The following is a 17,979-nucleotide window of genomic DNA, read 5'->3' on the forward strand; positions in this document are numbered from 1 at the left end:
GGCCGCGGCGAAGAGGAAGAGGAATGCCGATACGGTCCGTACGGAAGCCGACGTGCGTCCCCGATGCGTGCCTGCCATGGCCGCCCGCCCGAGAGCAAGAGGGCCGATCACCGACACATGGCACGGCACTCCGCCGGGCAGAGGCGGCTGTTCTGCCGCCGGCCGGCCCGCCGGGCTGCCGCACCCCATGCCGAAGTCCGCCCCCCCGGCCCCTCCGCCCCGGGGGCACACTTCATGCCGATGTACTATAGCCCATGGGGCGGAAGGCGGCAATTGGCTATTTATTCAGTCTCGTGTAAATATTTATTTACAAAACATCTGCATAGTGGAAGACGGCCCCGGGGCCGCACGGGACGCCGCGGGCGGGGACGCCGCCGGGCGGGCCGCCCGGGGCTGCCGATTGAGGACGCCCGGGGTTACGCATTGCGGGGGCGGTGCGCGGCCGTCCGGCCGTGCGAAGAAGGTGTCAAGATGGGATCGTCTCTTTGCATCTGCCCATGTTTCGTGTATACTGGATGCCGTGGCGGAAGCCCGGCGATGGGCGAGCCGACGGGAGGAGCGCGGGATTATCTCGGAGAGCGGGTTCATCTATCCATCCTGCCTGCAGTCCCGGCCGATTCGCGCCTGCCCTGGCGCCGAAGCATTCGCTGCATGTGAGTGGATGTTCCGTGGCCTGCAACAGAGAGGTCGCCGGAGCGGCAGAGACTAAAGGTATTGTGCTGAAGATCGCCTCCGGGCGCCCTTCCTGCCGGGCCGAGGCATCGACGGACCGGTGCCGGCTGCCGGGCCGTCATGGGCCGCAGGGACAGGAAGATGCCTGAAAAGAAACCGCGCCGGTTCGCAGGATACCATCTGAGGCGTATCCTGGGGCACGGCAGCATGGGTGTGGTCTACCTGGCCGATCACGAGGCCACGAACACGCCGGCGGCCGTGAAGGTGCTCTCGTCCGCACTGGGGCGGGACCACTCCTATGCCCACCGCTTCCTGACGGAAGCCCGGCTGGCCACCCAGCTCGACCATCCGAACATCGTCAGGGTCCACGACTACGGCGTGGACGGCGGCCACTACTTCATGGCCATGGAGTATGTCGACGGGCGGAACTGTCGTGCCCGGATCGCCGAGGACGGCGCCATGGACTGGCGCGAGGCCGTGGCCGTGGCCGCCGAGGTCGCCGAGGGGCTTCGCGCTGCCGCCCTCAAGGGCATCATCCATCGGGACATCAAGCCGGAGAACATCGTCATCGACTCCAGCGGCCATGTCCGCATCACCGATCTGGGTCTGGCCAAGGAGTTGGACGTTCTGGAGCCCGCGCCGAACGACACGAGCCTCGGCACGCCCGACTACATGAGTCCGGAGCAGGTCAACAACTCGGAACTGGTCGATCAGCGCAGCGACATCTACTCGCTCGGGGCGACGCTCTTCCACATGATCTGCGGCCGCGCGCCTTACACCGGCCGCAGTGCGTACGAGGTGATGGTCAAGCACGTCTCGGCCACCCTGCCGTCTCCTACGAAGTACGTTCCCGACCTGCCGCGCGAGGTCTGTGACGTCATGCGCAAGATGATGGCTCGGGACCCCGCAGACCGCTACCAGGACTACGACGTCCTGATCGCCGACCTGCGCGCCCTGCTGAGCGGCGGGCGCGTCGCGGCCTCCAGCTTCGACGACGACAGCCTGCTGGGCAGGAACGGAAGCAGCCAGAACGGCGCCGCCTGCGCCCGTCCGAGCCGCCGGGGCGTCTGGGTGGCCGCGGCCGTGCTGCCGGTCCTGGGGGCCATCGGCACGATCATCTACTTCATCCTCAACATGGACTGAACGGTCCTCGGCCGGCTCGCCGTCCTGCCGAACGGCAGGCGGTCGACAGTCCGCATCCGCCTCGCCTATAATGGAGGCGTTCCGTCGTTCATCGCTGGTCAAGGGGGCCTTGCATGGTGTTGCGGATCGCTGTGGCTGTGCTTGTGGGAGGCGGCGTGGGGCTCGGCGTCGGCCTGGTCGGCAGTCGCCTGGGCGGGCAGTGCCCGCTGGCGTGCAATCCGTACATCTCTACGGCCATCGGCGTGGTGATGGGGCTGCTGGTCGCCAGCAGCGGCGGCGGGGTGATGCCTGCGTCCGCCCTCGTGAAGATGCCGAGGTCCGATGACGAGTACTCGCTTGTGATCGGGCAGGACGGCGTGGTGGTCGTCGAGTTCCATACGCGCAATTGCCCGGCCTGCGCCCGGCAGGCCCCGATCATCGATTCGCTGGCCGAGCGGCTCGCCGGTCGCGCGACGGTGGCCACAGTCGACGCGCGGCGCCTGCGCCGGGCGGCGCACGCGGAGGGGATCGGGACCGTGCCGACGACCCTGATCTTCCGCAACGGCCGGCGCGCGGAGAGGCTGGTGGGCCTGACGGACGAGGAGACGCTGGCCCGCCTGGTCGAGAGGCACCTGTCGGCGGACGACTCCGCCGTCGAGACAGAGGGGACGGACGCACAATGAAGGTCGTCATCGTCGGAGGTCTGGCGGGCGGCATGTCCGCCGCCACGCGCACGCGGCGGCTGGATGAGAGTGCGGAGATCATCGTCTTTGAGAAGGGGGCGCACGTTTCCTTCGCGAACTGCGGCATGCCCTACTTCATCGGCGGGATCATCCCCGAGCGCGACGACCTGATCATCGTCTCGCCGGAGCGGCTCCGCTTGCGTTTCCGCATCGACGTGCGCACACGGTCCGAAGTCACGGCCATCGACCGCCGGGCGCGGCAGGTGACGGTGCGCGACCTGGAGACCGGGCGGAGCTACACGGAGTCGTACGACCGCGTGGTCCTGTCGCCGGGCGCCAGCCCCGTCTGTCCGTCCAGTTGCGCAATCGGCGACCGCGACGTCCACGTGCTGCGCAACCTGGAGGACATGGATCGCATCGCCGAGGCGGCCCGGGCCGCCGAGGGCGGGCGCGCCGTGGTTGTCGGCGGCGGGTTCATCGGGCTCGAACTGGCCGAGAACCTGCGCGAACGGGGCCTGCAGGTCGCCCTGGCCGAGATGCTGCCCCAGGTGCTTCCCCCACTCGACCCCGAGATGGCCGAACTCGTCCATGCCGAACTGCGTGCGCACGGAGTGGAGCTTCATCTCTCGAACGCCGTGGCGGCCATCGAGCGCCAGGACGGCCGGCTGACCGTGCGGCTGCAGGACGGCACGGCGCTGCCGTGCGCCTTCGCCGTGCTGTGTGTCGGGGTGCGGCCCAACGTCGACCTGGCCGCCCAGGCGGGGCTGACCCTCGGCGCGACGGGCGGCATCCGCGTCAACGAACGTCTCCAGACCAGCGATCCCGACATCTACGCCGTCGGCGACGCTGCCGAGACGGTCGACTGGGTGACCGGCCGGCCCGTGCTGATGCCGCTGGCCGGCCCCGCCAGCCGCCAGGCGCGGATCGCTGCCGACAACATCTGCGGCCGCGACAGCACCTTCCGCGGCGTGCAGGGCACGGCCATCGTCAGGGTCTTCGGGCTGGCCGCCGGGCAGACGGGCGCCGGCGAGAAGGCCCTCCGGCGCGCCGGCATCCCGTATGAGAAGGTCTACGTCCATCCGGACAGCCACGCCGACTACTACCCCGGCGCGTCCAGCATGACGTTGAAGCTGCTGTTCGCCCCCGGGGACGGCCGCATCCTGGGCGCGCAGGCCGTCGGCGCGGACGGGGTGGACAAGCGCATCGACGTGCTCTCCACCGCCATTCAGGCGCGCATGACCGTCTACGATCTGGAAGAGGCCGAACTCGTTTACGCTCCCCAGTTCGGTGCCGCCCGGGACGCCGTGAACATGGCGGGCTTTGTGGCCGCCAACGTCCTGCGGGGCGACCAGCAGCTGGTCCATGCCGACGCGCTGCCCGAGCGCGCGTTCCTGATCGACGTGCGCACGCCGGCCGAGTTCGAGACGGGGCACATCCCCGGAGCGGTCAACGTGCCGGTCGACGACCTTCGCGGCCGCCTCGGCGAGGTCCCCCCGGACGGCCCCGTGGTGGCCTACTGCGGCGTCGGCATGCGCGGCTACATGGCCGGCCGCATCCTGAACCAGCAGGGGCGCCCGGCGGCCAACCTGTCCGGCGGCCTGCGCACCTGGAAGCAATACCACCCGGCATGAGGGCCGTCCTGGAGCGCCGCCGGTCCTTGAAATCCTGTCGTCGGCGTGCGATCCTGCCCGCTCTCCGTCCCGATTCCGGAGCCCCCAGGGAGATGCATCATGGCTGAGTCAGCGAGTTCTGTGAAGAGGATCATGGCGGATACGATGACGACCGGCGAACTGGCCGCGCATCGCCGCCGCAACGGGATCGTCCTTCTGCCCGTCGGCTGCCACGAGATGCACGGCACGCAGATCGGGCTTGGGTGCGACACGTTCGAGGCCGAGGCGGCCTGCCGCGTGCTGGCGCCCGAATGGGACGCCGTCGTGTTGCCGCCGATCGCCTACACCTTCGGGGGCGCCACCGGCCCGTGGCCGGGCACCGTCAGCCTGCATCCGCGCGAGACGATGGACTACGTCTCGGCTGTCGTCCGCGCCATCCTGCGCAACGGCTTCCGGCGCGTCGTGCTCATCAGCATCCACGGTCCCAGCCGCTCCTACCTCGCCATGGTGCTGCGCGGCGTGTTCGAGGAGACCGGGGAGCTGCCCATCCAGTTCCACCCGCAGTGGGGCGAGTTCAACCGCCTGGTCCGTGAGGAGTTCGGCGAGGGCCAGGCCTCGACCGCATCGCACCTGGCCACGCTCTACATCTGCGGCCGCCACGGCGAGTTCGACCCGGCCGTGATCGGCGACGAGACGGCGCCCCGGACGGTTCCGCTGGACAGCCTGGTCACGCTGGAGAAGCACGACGTCCACGCTCCCTATCGCTATCTGCGGCCCGAGGACCACGTGGGCCGGAAGCCCGGGCTGACGCTGGACGACGCCCCGCGGCTGGCCGAGCAGTTCCGCCAGGCGGTCCTGACCCGCGCCGCCGGCCTGCCCGAGGACTACGAACGCTACCAGAGGGAAATGCAGCAGGCCATTGCAGGCGCCCCCTGGGATCAGGTATAGAATGGCGTCCCTTTTGAATCAGGAGGAGCATCGTGTCCCCGAAGCCCGTAGACATCGCCGGGATCGCCCGCAAGACGTACGCCACCGAGGCGGAGATGGGAAAGGCCGCCGCCGAAGAGGTCGGCGCGCTGCTGCGCGACCTCACCGTGCGCGACGGCGTGCCCGTGCTGCTGAACCTGGCCGCCGCACCGTCGCAGGACGCCTTCCTGGACGCGCTCAGCGCTGAAGAGGGCATCGACTGGACGAAGGTCACGGCGATCCACCTCGACGAGTATTTCGACCTGCCGGCCGATCACCCGAACACCTTCCGCAGCTACCTTCAGGAGCACATCATCTCGCGCGTGCCGATTCCGGCCGGGCAGGTGCACTTCATCAAGGACGTCCCGGCCGACACACCGGCGGCGCTCGCCGAGGAATACGGCCGTCGTGCGCTGAGGATCCTCAAGGACGTCCGCGCCGCCGGCGGCGTCTACCTGGCCTGCATCGGCATCGGCGTCAACGGCCACATCGCGTTCAACGAACCCGGCAGCGCCATCCGCACGGACCGCTTCCTGGTCCCGATCGAGATCGACGCGGTCTCGGTGCAGCAGCAGTATGACGACTACAAGAATCACCCGGATCCGGCCGCGCGGTATGCCACGCTCGACGACGTGCCGCGCCGCGCCATCACGGTCAGTTGCGCCGGCATCCTGGCGGCCGACCGCATCGTCTGCCTGGTGCCCGGCCCGCAGAAGGCGGCCGCCGTGCGGGGCATGTGGGACGGCCCCGTGTCGGACGACATGCCCGCCTCGCTGCTGAGGCTCCACCCGTGCGTGACGGTCTACCTGGAGGTCGACTCGGCCGCCCGGCTGGACCACCGCCCGACGCCGGCGTAGACGGCCGGTCCAGACACCGCCCTGCCTCAGGTATGGGGACGGCCGAACGCATCGGCCGTCCCCGTCGATATCCGGCCTCCCTTCTCCCCGGGTCTGCCGATATGGCAGGCCAATGACTGCCATTGCCATCCTGGCACCCCGGGCAGGCCGGTGCATGGACGCTCCCCGGAGCGACGATCCCGTAAAGCGCTCCTGTAGAATCCTTTACGTGGAGGCGGCACGATCGGCACGCGGCTTGCTTATCTGAGGGGCGGACATGAGAGAGCCCTCCGAAGGGGGCGGAACCGGAAGGCAAGGAGGTGGGACAATGGCGAACGCACTTCAGAGAAGGTACCCGGGCGGGTCGTGGCTGGAATGGCCGTTCCGTCGCCTGTTCGACGACGTGTTCGAGGGGTTCGAGGGCGAGGGAAGCCGTCTGCCCCAACTGTGGGCCGAGGGACGGTTCGTGCCGGCCGTGGATGTCTCTGAGGACGACGACCAAGTGGTGCTGACCGCCGAGGTGCCAGGCATGGACAGGAGCGACCTGGACGTCTCCGTGGACAACGGCGTGCTGACCATCCGGGGAGAGAAGAAGGAGGAGCAGAAGTCGGAGAAGGCCGGCTGGCACCGCGTCGAGCGCCGCTACGGGCAGTTCGAGCGGCGGGTGCGCCTGCCGGAATCGGTGGACGTGCAGAAGATCAAGGCGAGCTACAAGGACGGCGTGCTGAGGCTCGAGATGCCGAAGGCTGAGACCGCCCGGGCCCGCTCGATCCAGATCAAGGACTGATGTCTCACGGGCGGTCGTTGCGCGGCGGCCGGGGCTCCCACCCCGGCCGCCGCCGTTGTCCGGCCCGGCGGCTCATACCCCTGGGGCACGACCTGCGCAGAGGCGCCAAGACGCCGGGAACGGTCAGACGGACAGAGGTCGCTCTCGGTCCCGTCCGTCTTGCGTGACACCCAATTGTCTTTGCGGCGGTCGCGCGGTAGAGTGACGTGCTGGACCATTCCCGTGGATCCGTTTTGGGGAGGGTTTGCGCTATGAACAAGTCACTCGCCATCGTGCTGGGTCTGTTGCTGGTCGCCGCGGTGCCCGTTCGAGCTGAGGTCAGCCTGTCGCCGGCCTTCGGGGATCACATGGTGCTTCAGCGCGGCGTCAAGGCGCCGGTCTGGGGCCGGGCGGCGCCGGGCGAGCAGGTGACCGTGGCCATCGCCGGCAGGACGGCAGAGGCGACCGCCGACGCCGATGGACTCTGGCAGGCCGCCGTTGGGCCGCTGGAGGCCGGCGGGCCGCACAGGCTGTCGGTCAGCGCAGGGCAGGAGACGTTGACGCTCGGCAACGTGCTGGTGGGGGACGTGTGGATCTGCTCGGGCCAGTCCAACATGGAATGGCCGCTCTTTCGGGCCCGTGACGGCGCCGACGAGGTGGCCGCGGCGGAATGGCCACGCATCCGCCTGTTCACTGTGGCGAAGAACGTATCCCGGACCCCCATCCGCTCGTTGACGGGGCAGTGGAGCGAATGCAGCCCTGCGACCGCCGGCAGCTTCTCGGCGGTGGGCTACTTCTTCGGGCGCGAGCTTCTCGGCGAACTGGACGTTCCGATCGGTCTGATCGATTCCTCCTGGGGCGGAACCGTGGCCGAGGCCTGGACCCGCTACGAAGTGCTGCAGGCGGATGACGTGCTCCGTCCGATCGTGGAACGCTTCGAGAAGCTCCTTGCCGAATGGCCCACCCGCCGGATCGAATACGAGAGGCAGTTGGCCGAGTGGGAGGCGGCCAACTACTTCCCCGAGCCGGTCAACGAGGGCCTGGTCAAGGGCTGGGCCGCGCCGGAATTCGACGACTCGGAATGGGCCGAGATGTCGGTCCCCGGCGCGTGGGAGGGATCCGGGCAGCAGATCGATGGCGTCGTCTGGTACCGTCGCGCCGTGGATATCCCTGCCGACTGGGCGGGCAAGGGTCTGGCGCTGGGTCTGGGCACAATCGACGACGCGGACGTGGCCTACTTCAACGGTACCCAGGTGGGCGAGACGCGGAGGGACACGCCCAATGCCTACCGGCTGCCCCGCACGTACACGGTGCCCGGGGGACTCGTGAGGGCCGGCCGGGCCGTCATTGCCGTGCGGGTCTACGACCGTTACGGAGCGGGTGGGTTCACGGGCACGCCGGCGACGATGCGCCTGAAGCTCCTGGGGGGCGCCCACGACGGGTTGGCTCTCGACGGCCAGTGGCGGTACGCTCCGGGTGCCCACCGTGAGCAGCCGGCGGAGTATCCCCCCAGGCCTCGCGCCCCGCAGGGGCCGGAGGACGCCAACTCGCCGGCCGGGCTCTACAACGCGATGATCAACCCGCTCATGCCGATGGCCATCAAGGGCGTCATCTGGTACCAGGGCGAGTCGAACGGGTGGCGGGCCGAGCAGTACCAGACGCTCTTTCCCGCGATGATCCGCTGCTGGCGCCATGCCTGGGGCCAGGGCGACTTCCCCTTCCTGTTCGTCCAGTTGGCGAACTTCACGCAGATGCAGCAGGACCCCGTCCAGCCGCAGGATGCGTGGCCGGAACTCCGCGAGGCCCAATCGATGGCGCTCGCTGAGCCGAACACCGGCATGGCCGTCATCATCGACATCGGTGCGGCGGACGACATCCACCCCCTCAACAAGCAGGAGGTGGGGCGGCGTCTCGCACTGGCCGCCCTGAAGGTGGCCTACGGCCACGACCTCGTCTACTCGGGGCCGATGTTCGACTCCATGAAGGTCGAAGGCAACAGCGTGGTTCTGAGCTTCCAGCACGTCGGCAGCGGGCTGTGTACCAGGGACGGGGGACCGCTGAAGGGGTTCATCGTCGCGGGCCAGGACCGCGTGTTCCATTGGGCCGAGGCCCGAATCGAGGGGGACACGGTCGTCGTGCGCTGCGACGAGGTGGCCGCGCCGGCGGCCGTGCGCTACGCATGGGCGAACAACCCGATCTGCAACCTCCAGAACCGCGAGGGCCTGCCGGCCTCACCGTTCCGCACCGACACCTGGCGCGGCCTGACGGCCGGGAACCGCTGACTCCGGAGACACGGAGCCGCGGAGCGCTGCCGGCGGGAGTTGCCCACCGGGTAGAGCCGGGCTGGGCGAGCAAGGTCGGGCCGTGCGGCGAGCGGCGGCCAGTGCCACTGTCGATGCCTTCGCCGAGCCCGGTGTCAGCGCATCAGCAACAGGCTGAGGGCCATCACGGCCATGCCGCCGACGAGGCCGAGCAGGCTGTCGTGGCCTTTGCCATAGGCGCGGCTGGTGGGCAGCAGTTCGTCCAGGCTGATGTAGACCATGATGCCGGCCACGCCGCCGAAGAGGACTCCCAGCACCTCCGGCGGTACGACGCTGACCGTGCCGCCCACCACGAGCCGGAGCCCCAGGTAGGCGACGAGGGCCCCCGCCGGTTCGGCCAGGCCGCTGAGCACGGAGTAGACGAACGCCGTCCGGCGTTTGCCCGTGGCGTAGTAGATGGGCACCGAGACGCTGACGCCCTCGGGGATGTTGTGCAGCGCGACGGCGACGGCAATCGCCGCCCCCAGCTGGGGGTCGGCCAGCGCGGCCATGAAGGTCGCCAGGCCCTCGGGGAAGTTGTGGATCGCGATTGCGAGCGCCGTGAACAGGCCCATGCGCATCAGCCGGTGGTCCGGCGAATGATCGTGCGGCCCCTGGTGCGCACCCGTGCCGTCGGCGGCGGGCGCGCCGGGCGCGGGGGGGCGTGCGTGGGGGTCCCGCAGTGGGGCGGACTCGGCGGCCGAGTGCAGGTCGTGCGGGTTCTCGGCTGCCGGGATCAGGGCGTCGATGAGGCCGATCAGCGCGATGCCGCCGAAGAACGCGCCCACGCCGATCCAGTCGCCCGTCGGCTCCCCGTAGGCGCCCGTCAGTTGTTCGGTGCCCTTGAACAGGATCTCGACGAACGACACGTAGAGCATCACGCCGGCGGAGAACCCGGTGGCGACCGACAGGAACCGGTAGTTCGACCGCCGGGTGAAGAACGCGATGACGCTGCCGATGCCCGTGGCCATCCCGGCAAACAGCGTCAGGCCCAGCGCAATCCACACGTTCCCTGCCATCCCGCGCCTCTCCAGGACCAGAACGCAGAACACACCGTTCGCTACAGCCTACCGCATCCGCTCGCTGCCGTCGAGTCGGGCCGCCAGCGTCGCCGGCGCACGGGCCGTGCGTCTGTTGCGGCCCCGGTGCGGCGGTGGCACAATGGTCGTTCGTCACGTTGCGCGCCGGGTGTCGTCGTGGTTCCATGCCATTGGAGATGGCGGTGAACAGGAAGGAACGTGTCCAAGCCGTGCTGGCCGGCCGCAGGCCCGATCGGGCGCCCGTGAGCTTCTGGCACCATTTCCCGGCAGACGCGGCCGCCGGGCAGCCGGCCGTCGATGCCCACATGCGGCACCTGGAGGCCTACGACCTCGACTTCCTGAAGATCATGGGGGACAACGGCTACCCGCGGCCCAAACCCATCGTCACTTCGATCGGGGACCTGGGGAGTTTCCAGGTACTGAACGGTGACGAAGGCCCCTTCGAGATGCAGCTCGGTCTGATCCGAGGCCTGCGGACGCGTCTCGGGCCCGACGTGCTGTGCTGTACGACCCTCTTCAACGCGTGGACGGTCCTGCGGCGCTGCCTGGGAGACGCGGACATGCCCCCCGTGCCCGGCGGGGGCGGGGCCGACCCGCGCGACGATGCCATCAAGGGTTGGCTCGAACAGGACAGGCCCGCCTTCGTCGAGGCCCTTGATCGGGTTGCCCGGTCGCTGGCGAACTTCGCGGCCCGGTGCGTCGAGGCCGGGGCGGACGGCGTCTTCCTCTCCTGCCGTGAGGACTGGGTCGAGGGGCCCGGCGGCCCGGGGACCTACGAAGAACTCGTGCGCCCGCGCGACCTGCTGATCCTGGACGCCGTCAAGGACGCGACGTTCAACGTCCTGCACGTCTGCGGCACGCCCATCGACTTCCGGCGCTTCAACGACTACCCCGTCCACGTGGTCAACTGGCCCGACCGGCAGTGCGGCCCCAGCATCGCCTCCGTGAAGGACTGGCTCCGGCCCGCCATCTGCGGCGGAGTCAACAACCTCACGACGATGCCGAAGGGCACGCCGCGGCAATGCGCGGACGAGGTGCGCGACGCCCTGCGCCAGGCGGGCGAACGGCCCATCATCATCGGCGCCGGCTGCACCTACGACCCCGCCGCCGTCCCCGCCGAGAACCTCCGCGCCATCCGCCGCGCGGTCGGCGATCAGGCGTTCCCTCACGGCGCTACGTACTCGCCGAGAGGTTGATCCGGCGGAAGGTCTCGAAGCAGCGGCCGTCCGGCCGGCGCGTCTCCTCGATCATCCGGCGGATGACGTGCGCGCGGAGGGCCTCCTTCTCGCCCGCCGGCACGCGCGCCAGGAAGGGGACAAGGCTCGGCTGATCGACCCAGCGCACCATCGCGTCCACGTCGGGGAAGAAACGGTCCGCGTTCTCGGCCCACACGCGCGCCTCGCCCGGGCCGCTTTCGGCCACGAGCGCCGCGTACTCCTCGAGCGGCGGCATGTACCACGGCCATTCGAAGCGGGCGAAATGGAGGGCGAACCGCTCCGTCGCCATCGCTTCGCGCACCACGCGGAAGAAGTGGGAGCAGTTCCCCTCGCCCGCGAAGTTGAACCGCACGTGCCCAGCCGGGCGCAGCGCGCGGCGCACGTTCGCGAGCAGCCGCCGGTGGTCCTTCACCCAGTGCAGCGTGGCGTTCGAAACGACTACGTCGAACCGGGACTGGAAGTCGATCTCGTTGATGTCCATCCGCAGGAACTGCAGGTTCGGGCGGGCCTTCGGCAGCGCGGCGTCGATCATGCCCTGCGAGGCGTCGATGCCCACGACCTGCCCGCGCGGCACGAGGTCGGCGATGCGGGCCGTGAGCGTGCCGTCGCCGCTGCCGAGGTCGAGCACGCACTCATCGCCCTGGAGTGCCAGCTCGGCGATCAGCACGGCGCCCCATTCCTTCTGGTGCGTGGACGCCTGCTCGTATCTGCGGCCGTCGAATTCGTGTGCCATGCGGGCGGGCGATTCAGTTACTCGACGGGCGGCATGGGCGAGAGCTTCACGCCCTCCGGGCTGCGGGCGCGGATCAGCATCGCTTCGATCAGCCCCCGGTTGCGGTCGGGGCGTGTCGTGCACGCGATGACCTGCTCGTGGTCGAGCCGGTTGATCCGCTCGTTCATCGACTTCAGGGCGTCCATGCAGTTGATGAGTGCGCGCTGGACCGGCATCCGCTCCGGGTTCAGGTCCAGGCCGAAGTAGCCCTTGTAGCCGTGCATCTTCAGGACGTAGAGTGCGGCCTCGGCCTGGTCCGGGCTGATGGCGCCGACGTTCTGGTCCTGGTCGTAGTTTCCGAGCGGTTGGGCGTTCCAGTGCGTGTGGAACAGCCGCCCGTACTCCATCACCAGGCTGAAGGCGTACGGCAGGTCCTCGAAGCCCATCAGGACGTGCCCGACCTCGGGGTTGAGGCCGATGAGCGCCTCGCCCTTGTCGAGCAGCCTGCGGTTCTCGGGGTTCTTCAGGAGCGCCTCGGTCTTCATGCCCATCAGGAGGCCTTCGGGCGTGGTGCCGTACAGGATGTGGCCCCGCGGCTCGTAGGGCTTGGGCTCCTCGGCCACGCGCACGCCGGGCACGGCGTCCATGGCCTCGGCCAGTCCCTCGCAGAAGCGGTCCCTGGCGGCCGTCAGGTCGATGCCGAACGGATTCTCATAGCCGTCGATTCCGGGCCAGACGATGGCGAAGTCGCTCTGGATGCGCTTGTTGAGTTCGAGGGTGGTCTTCGTGCGCCGGATGGCGGCGCGGCGCACCTTGGGGATGGGGCTGCTGAGGGCGCCGAACTCGAACTGGGCGTCGTAGAAGAGGTTCGGCACGATGGTGATCAGACGGATGCCGGTCTCGCGGCCGAACCGGACGTAGCGGTCGATGTTCTCCTCGTTGACCTCGTTCGGGTAGTGCGCTTCGAGGCCGCAGAGGCCGTGCCTGGCCAGCGGGGCGGCTGTTTCGAACACGCGGTCCAGCCACTCGTCCGGCCCCGGCTTCTCGACGTACTTGTCGTGGAACCGCCCGCCGCCGGGCCAGAAAAACCAGACGCCGGCGGAGAATTTCAGGTCGAGTTCAAAGCTCTGCAGGTGCTTGATGAGCGCCTGCGGCGTCCGTCGCCGTGCCTGCTGTCTGGTGCTGACGCGGGGCATCGCCGCCTCCTTGACCGAGGTGGGAACCGAGGGATCCGGTACCTTCTTCGCGCAGTGCATGGTAGCAGAGGGCCGGCGCGGGTCAAGTGCGAGCGTCTCCCCGCTGACGGGCCGACCGGATCTTCACTCAACGTGCGGGCCGGTCTGCGGTATAATGGTTGCGGCGGCCCCGGCCGGAAGGGCGCGGCCGACGGCGTTCAGCGAGCCCAGAGATCGAGCCCATGGCGACAACCGCCTTCGTACGATATGGAATCATGGACAAGACGGAGCCGTTCTCGGCTCCGGACAACGTCCTGCAGGTCAACGACGAAGTGATCGTCCGCACGCAACGCGGTGTCGAGTGGGGGCGGGTGGTGCTGCTGCAGCCGCAGAAGCCCGGCAAGGGGCGCATGGCGGGCGAGGTGCTGCGCGCCGTGACGGCGGCCGACGCGGAGAAGCACGCCGACATCGTGGACCGTCAGGAGATCGAGGAACTCAAGTGCTGCCGGAGGCTCGTCAAGGAGCACGAGCTGCCGATGAAGGTCGTCGGAGTCGAGCACCTGTTCGGCGGCACGAAGATCATCTTCTACTTCCTGGCCGAGGGCCGGGTCGACTTTCGCGATCTGGTCAAGGACCTGGCCAAGGCCTATCGTACCCGCATCGAGATGCGGCAGATCGGCGTGCGGGACGAGGCGCGTCTGATGGGGCAGCTCGGGCCCTGCGGCAAGGAGCTGTGCTGCCGCACCTTCCTGACCGCGCTCAAGCCCGTGCCGATGAAACTGGCCAAGGATCAGAAGTCGACGCTCGATCCGGCCAAGATCAGCGGCACCTGCGGGCGGCTGAAATGCTGCCTGAAGTTCGAGGAGGAGACCTACCGCGAGTTCAAGCGGAATCTCCCGCGGCGGGGCACGAAGGTCAGGACGCGGCAGGGCGACGGGGTCGTGGTGGACTACGAGATCATCACGCAGACGGTCGAGGTGGATATGGGGAAGGGCGAACGGCAGAAGTTCCCCCTGGAGGAACTGCAGTTCGACCACGAGCGGTAGCCGCCGCGCGATCCCTTGACACGGCCGTCGGCACGTTCTACACTTGCCGGTGTGCGGTTGGCGCAAGGCGGCCGCGCGTGGGCCTTCGAGGAGTTGTGAGGGGACATATGCTGCGCCCAAGAACCCTGGGGAAGATCGCCATCGGGGTGCTGGTATTCTGCTGTCTGGCCACCGCCTTCCTGTTCGCGCTCGAGGTGAAGAACGAGGCGACCCTCTACAAAGGGTTCCGTGCCGTCGCCTATGCGGTCATGGGAGTGGCGTTCGCCATCGTCTACCGGTACTTCGAGGACTGACGAGCCCCCCGTACCCGGCCGAAGCGTGCGGCGTCTTCCGCGTGCGGTATCCCCCGTGCCGCACCGGCCCCGGGCGCCTATTCCTCCTCGCCGCCCTCCGTCGTGTCCGGCGCCGGTGCCGGTTCCTCCTCCCGTCCGGTGCGGCCTTCCTTCTGGCGCATGTCCGAGAACAGGGGCTCGACGGTGATGATGTTCTCCCGGCGTCCGTCCGGATCGAAGGAAGCGGACGGCCGGGTGGGCTTCCGGTGGCTGCTGAAGGGGCTGGACGGCCCCGGCGGCGCGGCGACATCGTGCAGGATCTCCTCCTGGACGGCCTCCAGCGCGGCCAGGACCGTGCTCTCGACGGTCGTCAGGGAGTCGGCGACGAGCTGCCGGACGGCCTCCCGAAGCTCCCGTTCCAGGGTCGAGAAGTCGCCGCGGAACTCCCCCACGTGCTTGGCCAGGGCCTCGGCCGTCTGTGCGCCCTTTCGTGCATCCGCCGCGACCGCCTCCAGCTTCTCCTCGAGCGACTGCAGATCACGTCGCAGCGCCTCCACGTTGCGCCGGGCCTGACGAAGCTCCGCGGCCTGGGCCTCGGCGGCGGTCTTCCATGCCTCCCGGGCCTCGATCATCTCCCCGCTGGTTCGCTCCTCCAGTTCGTCCACCCGGCCCTGAAGCTCGCCCGCCACGCCGCTGAAGTGCGACTCGACGCCCTTGAGGCCGCCGCCGAGCGCGTTCACGCGCTCCCGGAACCTCTCCAGAGGGGCCATGAAGATCAGGCAGTAGGTGGCCATGCCGAGCGCCGTCAGGCTCGTGACGATCAGTACCACGCCCAACCATCGGTCCATCGCGTCGGCTCCTCCCCGCAGGGTTACGGTTCGTCCTGGCGGCCTGTGAACGCGCGATGCACGCGGCGGAACCTTCGCCAGAACACCACGGCCATCAGGATCAGCACGCCGACCAGCGCGGCCTGGCCCCAGACCGTGTCCCGCACGAATACCGTCAGGAAGAACAGCGCCCCGACCGACAGCAGAATCAGCAGGTCCTCCCCGCGGATGCCGGCCCGGGGGGCCTCTTCATTGTCCCACTCATGGGGCACGTGCGCCTCCGGGTGGACTCGGGGCAAGGCGAACGTCTATATTCTAACGGGGCACGCGGCCATGTCAACGCGGTCGGGCACCGACCGGGCGGCGCGCCCGTTCCCGAATGCGGCAGGGCAGGGCGATGGATGGCACTGAATCGCTCCGGCGGTTCCTGGCTCCCGATGCCGGACGGGTCGGGCAGGTGGTCACGCTCGGGGCCGAACAGAGCCGCCACCTGTCCACGGTCCTGCGTGTCGGAGTGGGCGCCCGGGTGCGCCTCTTCGACGGGCGCGGCGCAGAGTTCGCCGGGCACGTCGAGCGGATCGGACCGGCGGGGGTCCAGGTGCGCGTGGATCAGGCGTGTGCGCCGCGAGCGGGTGGCGAGGCCGTTCTGACCCTCGCCTTTGCGCCGCCGCCCGGGCAGCGGGCCGACGTGCTCGTCGAGAAGGCCGGCGAACTGGGCGCCTGGCGGATCGTCCCGATCGTGTGCGAACGCCTGCAGGGCTTCCAGGCGACGGCGGCGGGCAAGCGACAGGACCGCTGGGAGCGCAAGGCGCGCGAGGCGGCCCGGCAGTGCGGCCGCGCGCGCGTGCCGGACGTGGCCGAGCCGGTGGCCTTTGACCGTTTCGTGCAATCGGACGGCGCCCGCGTGCGGCTGATCGGCTCCACGGGCGAGGCGACGCCGCTCTGGCATGCGCTGGCCGGTCTGCACGGCCCGGCGGCATCCGTCACGATGATCGTCGGCCCTGCCGGCGGCTTCACGCGCCGTGAGACGGATCTTGCGCAGGAGGCGGGGTTTGTCGCGGTGTCGCTGGGGCCGCACGTGCTGCGGGTCGAGACGGCGGCGGTGGCGATGCTCGCGGTGGTCACGGCCTGGCTGGCCGGTGCCGGGCCGTCGGCGGCAGGAACTGGAGGCGGCGACGGGATTCGAACCCGTGGATGACGGTTTTGCAAACCGTTGCCTTGGTCCACTTGGCTACGCCGCCCCTGGCACCTATCTTACTGGAAGGCGGGGGCGAAGCCAAGCACCTGTGCGTGGGGCCGCCGTCGGGCGGGCGCCGAGCCCGGGTCGGGCGGGCGGCGAGGTCGGCCTCCGCGCCGTTTTGGGCTTGACTTTTGCCCGTCGGGCTGTTGGTGTAGAGGTGAGGGCGTCGGGCGCCCGGAGGGCGCAACGGGGGACCTCGGACGGTGGCGGGCCCGGCCGTGCGGCGGGCCGCTCCGGGGCGGTGCCCGAACGTCATCCGGTTCATCTTCGGGAGAGTCAGGAGGGGCGCCGTGGCACTGCTGACGAAGGACGAACTGCGGAGTCTGGTGGCGGACGGGGACGGTCCGGCGGTGTCGGTGTACACGCCCACGGAACGCCAGGGGAAGGAGACCCGTCAGAATCCGATCCGCTTCAAGAACCTGGTGCGGTCGGCGCGGGACGCGCTCGGCACCTCGGGGCTGACGCCGTCGGAGGCCGACGCGTTGCTCGCGCCGGCCCGGCGGCTCCTGGAGGACGTGGATTTCTGGCAGCACCAGGCGGACGGGCTGGCCGTCTTCGTCGGACCGGACCGCATGTTCTGCTATCGCGTGCCGCTCCCGGTCGAGAGCCTGTCCGTCGTCGGGCGGCGCTTCCATATCAAGCCCCTGCTGCCGCTTCTGAGCAGGGACGGACGGTTCTACATCCTGGCGGTCAGCCGCAGGAGGGTTCGCCTTCTGGAGGCGACGCACTGGAGCGTGCGGACGCTGGACGTGCCGGGGATGCCGCAGAGCCTGGAGGAGGCGCTGAACCTGGACGTGCCCGAGAAGCACCTGCAGTTCCGCACCGGCACGGGCGACGGGGGAGCCGGGGGCGCCAAGGGGGCCATCTTCCACGGCCACGGCGCCGGCAAGGACCTGGAGAGGGACCGGACGCGGGAGTTCTGTCGGCTGATCGACGCGGCCGTGCACGCGGTGCTGCGGGAGGAGCACGCGCCGCTGGTGCTGGCCGCGACGGAACTGCTGCGGGCGGTCTACAGGGAGGTCACCGGCTACGGCCATGTCTGGGACGGCGCCGTGAACGGGAACCCGGACCATGTGAGCGAGGACGAGCTGCGGGACCGGGCCTGGTCGCTCGTCGAGCCGGGCTTCCTGGCCGCTCAGACGGAGGCGGCCGGGCTGGTCGAGCAGGCCCTGGCGACGGACCGGGGGGCCGGCGACCTCAGGAAGGTGGTTCGGGCGGCCCACGCCGGACGCGTCGAGGTGCTGTTCGTGCCGCTCGGCGTGCACCGCTGGGGGCGCTACGAGCCCGAGACGCGGAGCGTCGTCGTTCACGAGCAGGGGGCTCCGGGCGACGAGGACCTGCTGGACGGGGCGGCCGCGCAGGTGCTTCTGCACAGGGGCACCGTCTACGCGGTCGAGCCGGGCGCCGTTCCCGGCGGGCAGCTCGAAGCGGCCGCGCTGTTCCGCTACTGAGCCGGCCGCCGGGCGTCGCGCGCGTTGACGGGGTGTTGGTGGCG

The 17,979-nt window shown here is 69.7% G+C and carries 17 protein-coding genes and 1 tRNA gene; 12 read left to right on the plus strand and 6 right to left on the minus strand.

What is annotated here, in order from left to right:
* Positions 1-813 precede the first annotated feature (813 nt).
* From GXY85_08720 to GXY85_08750, 7 genes are all read left to right on the plus strand, one after another.
* Positions 814-1,815: a serine/threonine protein kinase gene (locus GXY85_08720; protein ID NLW50906.1), complete on the plus strand. Its 1,002-nt coding sequence runs from the start codon at positions 814-816 to the stop codon at positions 1,813-1,815.
* 113 nt (positions 1,816-1,928) lie between these two features.
* Positions 1,929-2,477 (plus strand): thioredoxin family protein, encoded by a 549-nt coding sequence (locus tag GXY85_08725; protein ID NLW50907.1) that lies wholly within the window; start codon positions 1,929-1,931, stop codon positions 2,475-2,477.
* On the plus strand, positions 2,474-4,108 hold the full coding sequence (locus tag GXY85_08730; protein NLW50908.1) for an FAD-dependent oxidoreductase: 1,635 nt from the start codon (positions 2,474-2,476) through the stop codon (positions 4,106-4,108). The genes GXY85_08725 and GXY85_08730 overlap by 4 nt, the downstream gene beginning before the upstream one ends.
* A gap of 99 nt (positions 4,109-4,207) precedes the next feature.
* Positions 4,208-5,035 (plus strand): creatininase family protein, encoded by an 828-nt coding sequence (locus GXY85_08735; GenBank protein NLW50909.1) that lies wholly within the window; start codon positions 4,208-4,210, stop codon positions 5,033-5,035.
* A 32-nt stretch (positions 5,036-5,067) separates the two neighbouring features.
* Entirely contained in the window at positions 5,068-5,910 is an 843-nt protein-coding gene (locus GXY85_08740) for a glucosamine-6-phosphate deaminase (protein ID NLW50910.1), read from the plus strand.
* A 307-nt stretch (positions 5,911-6,217) separates the two neighbouring features.
* Positions 6,218-6,676, plus strand: a complete 459-nt coding sequence (locus tag GXY85_08745; protein ID NLW50911.1) for an Hsp20/alpha crystallin family protein — start codon at positions 6,218-6,220, stop codon at positions 6,674-6,676.
* 251 nt (positions 6,677-6,927) lie between these two features.
* On the plus strand, positions 6,928-8,937 hold the full coding sequence (locus GXY85_08750; GenBank protein NLW50912.1) for a 9-O-acetylesterase: 2,010 nt from the start codon (positions 6,928-6,930) through the stop codon (positions 8,935-8,937).
* Between the two features lie 134 nt (positions 8,938-9,071).
* On the opposite strand, the gene zupT is transcribed toward GXY85_08750, so the two are convergent.
* Complete coding sequence (gene zupT / locus GXY85_08755; GenBank protein ID NLW50913.1) at positions 9,072-9,974, minus strand: zinc transporter ZupT; 903 nt, start codon at positions 9,972-9,974, stop codon at positions 9,072-9,074.
* A 203-nt stretch (positions 9,975-10,177) separates the two neighbouring features.
* On the opposite strand from zupT, the gene GXY85_08760 reads away from it, so the two are divergent.
* Positions 10,178-11,191, plus strand: coding sequence for a hypothetical protein (locus tag GXY85_08760; GenBank protein NLW50914.1), 1,014 nt, complete (start codon positions 10,178-10,180; stop codon positions 11,189-11,191).
* On the opposite strand, the gene GXY85_08765 is transcribed toward GXY85_08760, so the two are convergent.
* Together GXY85_08765 and GXY85_08770 are read right to left on the minus strand one after the other, a co-directional pair.
* Entirely contained in the window at positions 11,169-11,945 is a 777-nt protein-coding gene (locus GXY85_08765) for a methyltransferase domain-containing protein (protein ID NLW50915.1), read from the minus strand. The genes GXY85_08760 and GXY85_08765 overlap by 23 nt on opposite strands.
* A gap of 17 nt (positions 11,946-11,962) precedes the next feature.
* On the minus strand, positions 11,963-13,120 hold the full coding sequence (locus GXY85_08770; GenBank protein NLW50916.1) for a TIM barrel protein: 1,158 nt from the start codon (positions 13,118-13,120) through the stop codon (positions 11,963-11,965).
* Positions 13,121-13,341: 221 nt separating this feature from the next.
* On the opposite strand from GXY85_08770, the gene GXY85_08775 reads away from it, so the two are divergent.
* A complete protein-coding gene (locus GXY85_08775; protein NLW50917.1) occupies positions 13,342-14,145 on the plus strand; it encodes a hypothetical protein in 804 nt (267 codons plus the stop codon).
* 107 nt (positions 14,146-14,252) lie between these two features.
* Positions 14,253-14,438 (plus strand): hypothetical protein, encoded by a 186-nt coding sequence (locus GXY85_08780; protein ID NLW50918.1) that lies wholly within the window; start codon positions 14,253-14,255, stop codon positions 14,436-14,438.
* Between the two features lie 77 nt (positions 14,439-14,515).
* Here GXY85_08780 and GXY85_08785 read toward each other — a convergent pair whose 3' ends face one another.
* Together GXY85_08785 and GXY85_08790 are read right to left on the minus strand one after the other, a co-directional pair.
* Positions 14,516-15,265, minus strand: a complete 750-nt coding sequence (locus tag GXY85_08785) for a hypothetical protein (protein ID NLW50919.1) — start codon at positions 15,263-15,265, stop codon at positions 14,516-14,518.
* A gap of 23 nt (positions 15,266-15,288) precedes the next feature.
* Complete coding sequence (locus GXY85_08790; GenBank protein NLW50920.1) at positions 15,289-15,516, minus strand: hypothetical protein; 228 nt, start codon at positions 15,514-15,516, stop codon at positions 15,289-15,291.
* 125 nt (positions 15,517-15,641) lie between these two features.
* On the opposite strand from GXY85_08790, the gene GXY85_08795 reads away from it, so the two are divergent.
* Positions 15,642-16,442 (plus strand): 16S rRNA (uracil(1498)-N(3))-methyltransferase, encoded by an 801-nt coding sequence (locus GXY85_08795; GenBank protein NLW50921.1) that lies wholly within the window; start codon positions 15,642-15,644, stop codon positions 16,440-16,442.
* Here the strand turns inward: GXY85_08795 and GXY85_08800 are convergent.
* Positions 16,409-16,485: transfer RNA gene (locus GXY85_08800), tRNA-Cys, on the minus strand. The genes GXY85_08795 and GXY85_08800 overlap by 34 nt on opposite strands.
* A gap of 289 nt (positions 16,486-16,774) precedes the next feature.
* Here GXY85_08800 and GXY85_08805 point away from each other — a divergent pair.
* Complete coding sequence (locus tag GXY85_08805; GenBank protein ID NLW50922.1) at positions 16,775-17,935, plus strand: hypothetical protein; 1,161 nt, start codon at positions 16,775-16,777, stop codon at positions 17,933-17,935.
* Positions 17,936-17,979 lie beyond the last annotated feature (44 nt).

This window comes from Candidatus Brocadiaceae bacterium, assembly GCA_012728835.1.
GTDB lineage: Bacteria > Planctomycetota > Brocadiia > SM23-32 > SM23-32 > JAAYEJ01.

Excerpts from the sequence above, each read along its gene's own strand:
- zupT (NLW50913.1), bottom strand. The coding sequence starts at position 9,974 with ATGGCAGGGAACGTGTGGATTGCGCTGGGCCTGACGCTGTTTGCCGGG.
- GXY85_08785 (NLW50919.1), bottom strand. The coding sequence starts at position 15,265 with ATGGACCGATGGTTGGGCGTGGTACTGATCGTCACGAGCCTGACGGCG.
- GXY85_08750 (NLW50912.1), top strand. The coding sequence starts at position 6,928 with ATGAACAAGTCACTCGCCATCGTGCTGGGTCTGTTGCTGGTCGCCGCG.
- GXY85_08720 (NLW50906.1), top strand. The coding sequence starts at position 814 with ATGCCTGAAAAGAAACCGCGCCGGTTCGCAGGATACCATCTGAGGCGT.
- GXY85_08730 (NLW50908.1), top strand. The coding sequence starts at position 2,474 with ATGAAGGTCGTCATCGTCGGAGGTCTGGCGGGCGGCATGTCCGCCGCC.
- GXY85_08780 (NLW50918.1), top strand. The coding sequence starts at position 14,253 with ATGCTGCGCCCAAGAACCCTGGGGAAGATCGCCATCGGGGTGCTGGTA.
- GXY85_08725 (NLW50907.1), top strand. The coding sequence starts at position 1,929 with ATGGTGTTGCGGATCGCTGTGGCTGTGCTTGTGGGAGGCGGCGTGGGG.
- GXY85_08775 (NLW50917.1), top strand. The coding sequence starts at position 13,342 with ATGGCGACAACCGCCTTCGTACGATATGGAATCATGGACAAGACGGAG.
- GXY85_08745 (NLW50911.1), top strand. The coding sequence starts at position 6,218 with ATGGCGAACGCACTTCAGAGAAGGTACCCGGGCGGGTCGTGGCTGGAA.
- GXY85_08795 (NLW50921.1), top strand. The coding sequence starts at position 15,642 with ATGGATGGCACTGAATCGCTCCGGCGGTTCCTGGCTCCCGATGCCGGA.
- GXY85_08770 (NLW50916.1), bottom strand. The coding sequence starts at position 13,120 with ATGCCCCGCGTCAGCACCAGACAGCAGGCACGGCGACGGACGCCGCAG.
- GXY85_08735 (NLW50909.1), top strand. The coding sequence starts at position 4,208 with ATGGCTGAGTCAGCGAGTTCTGTGAAGAGGATCATGGCGGATACGATG.
- GXY85_08765 (NLW50915.1), bottom strand. The coding sequence starts at position 11,945 with ATGGCACACGAATTCGACGGCCGCAGATACGAGCAGGCGTCCACGCAC.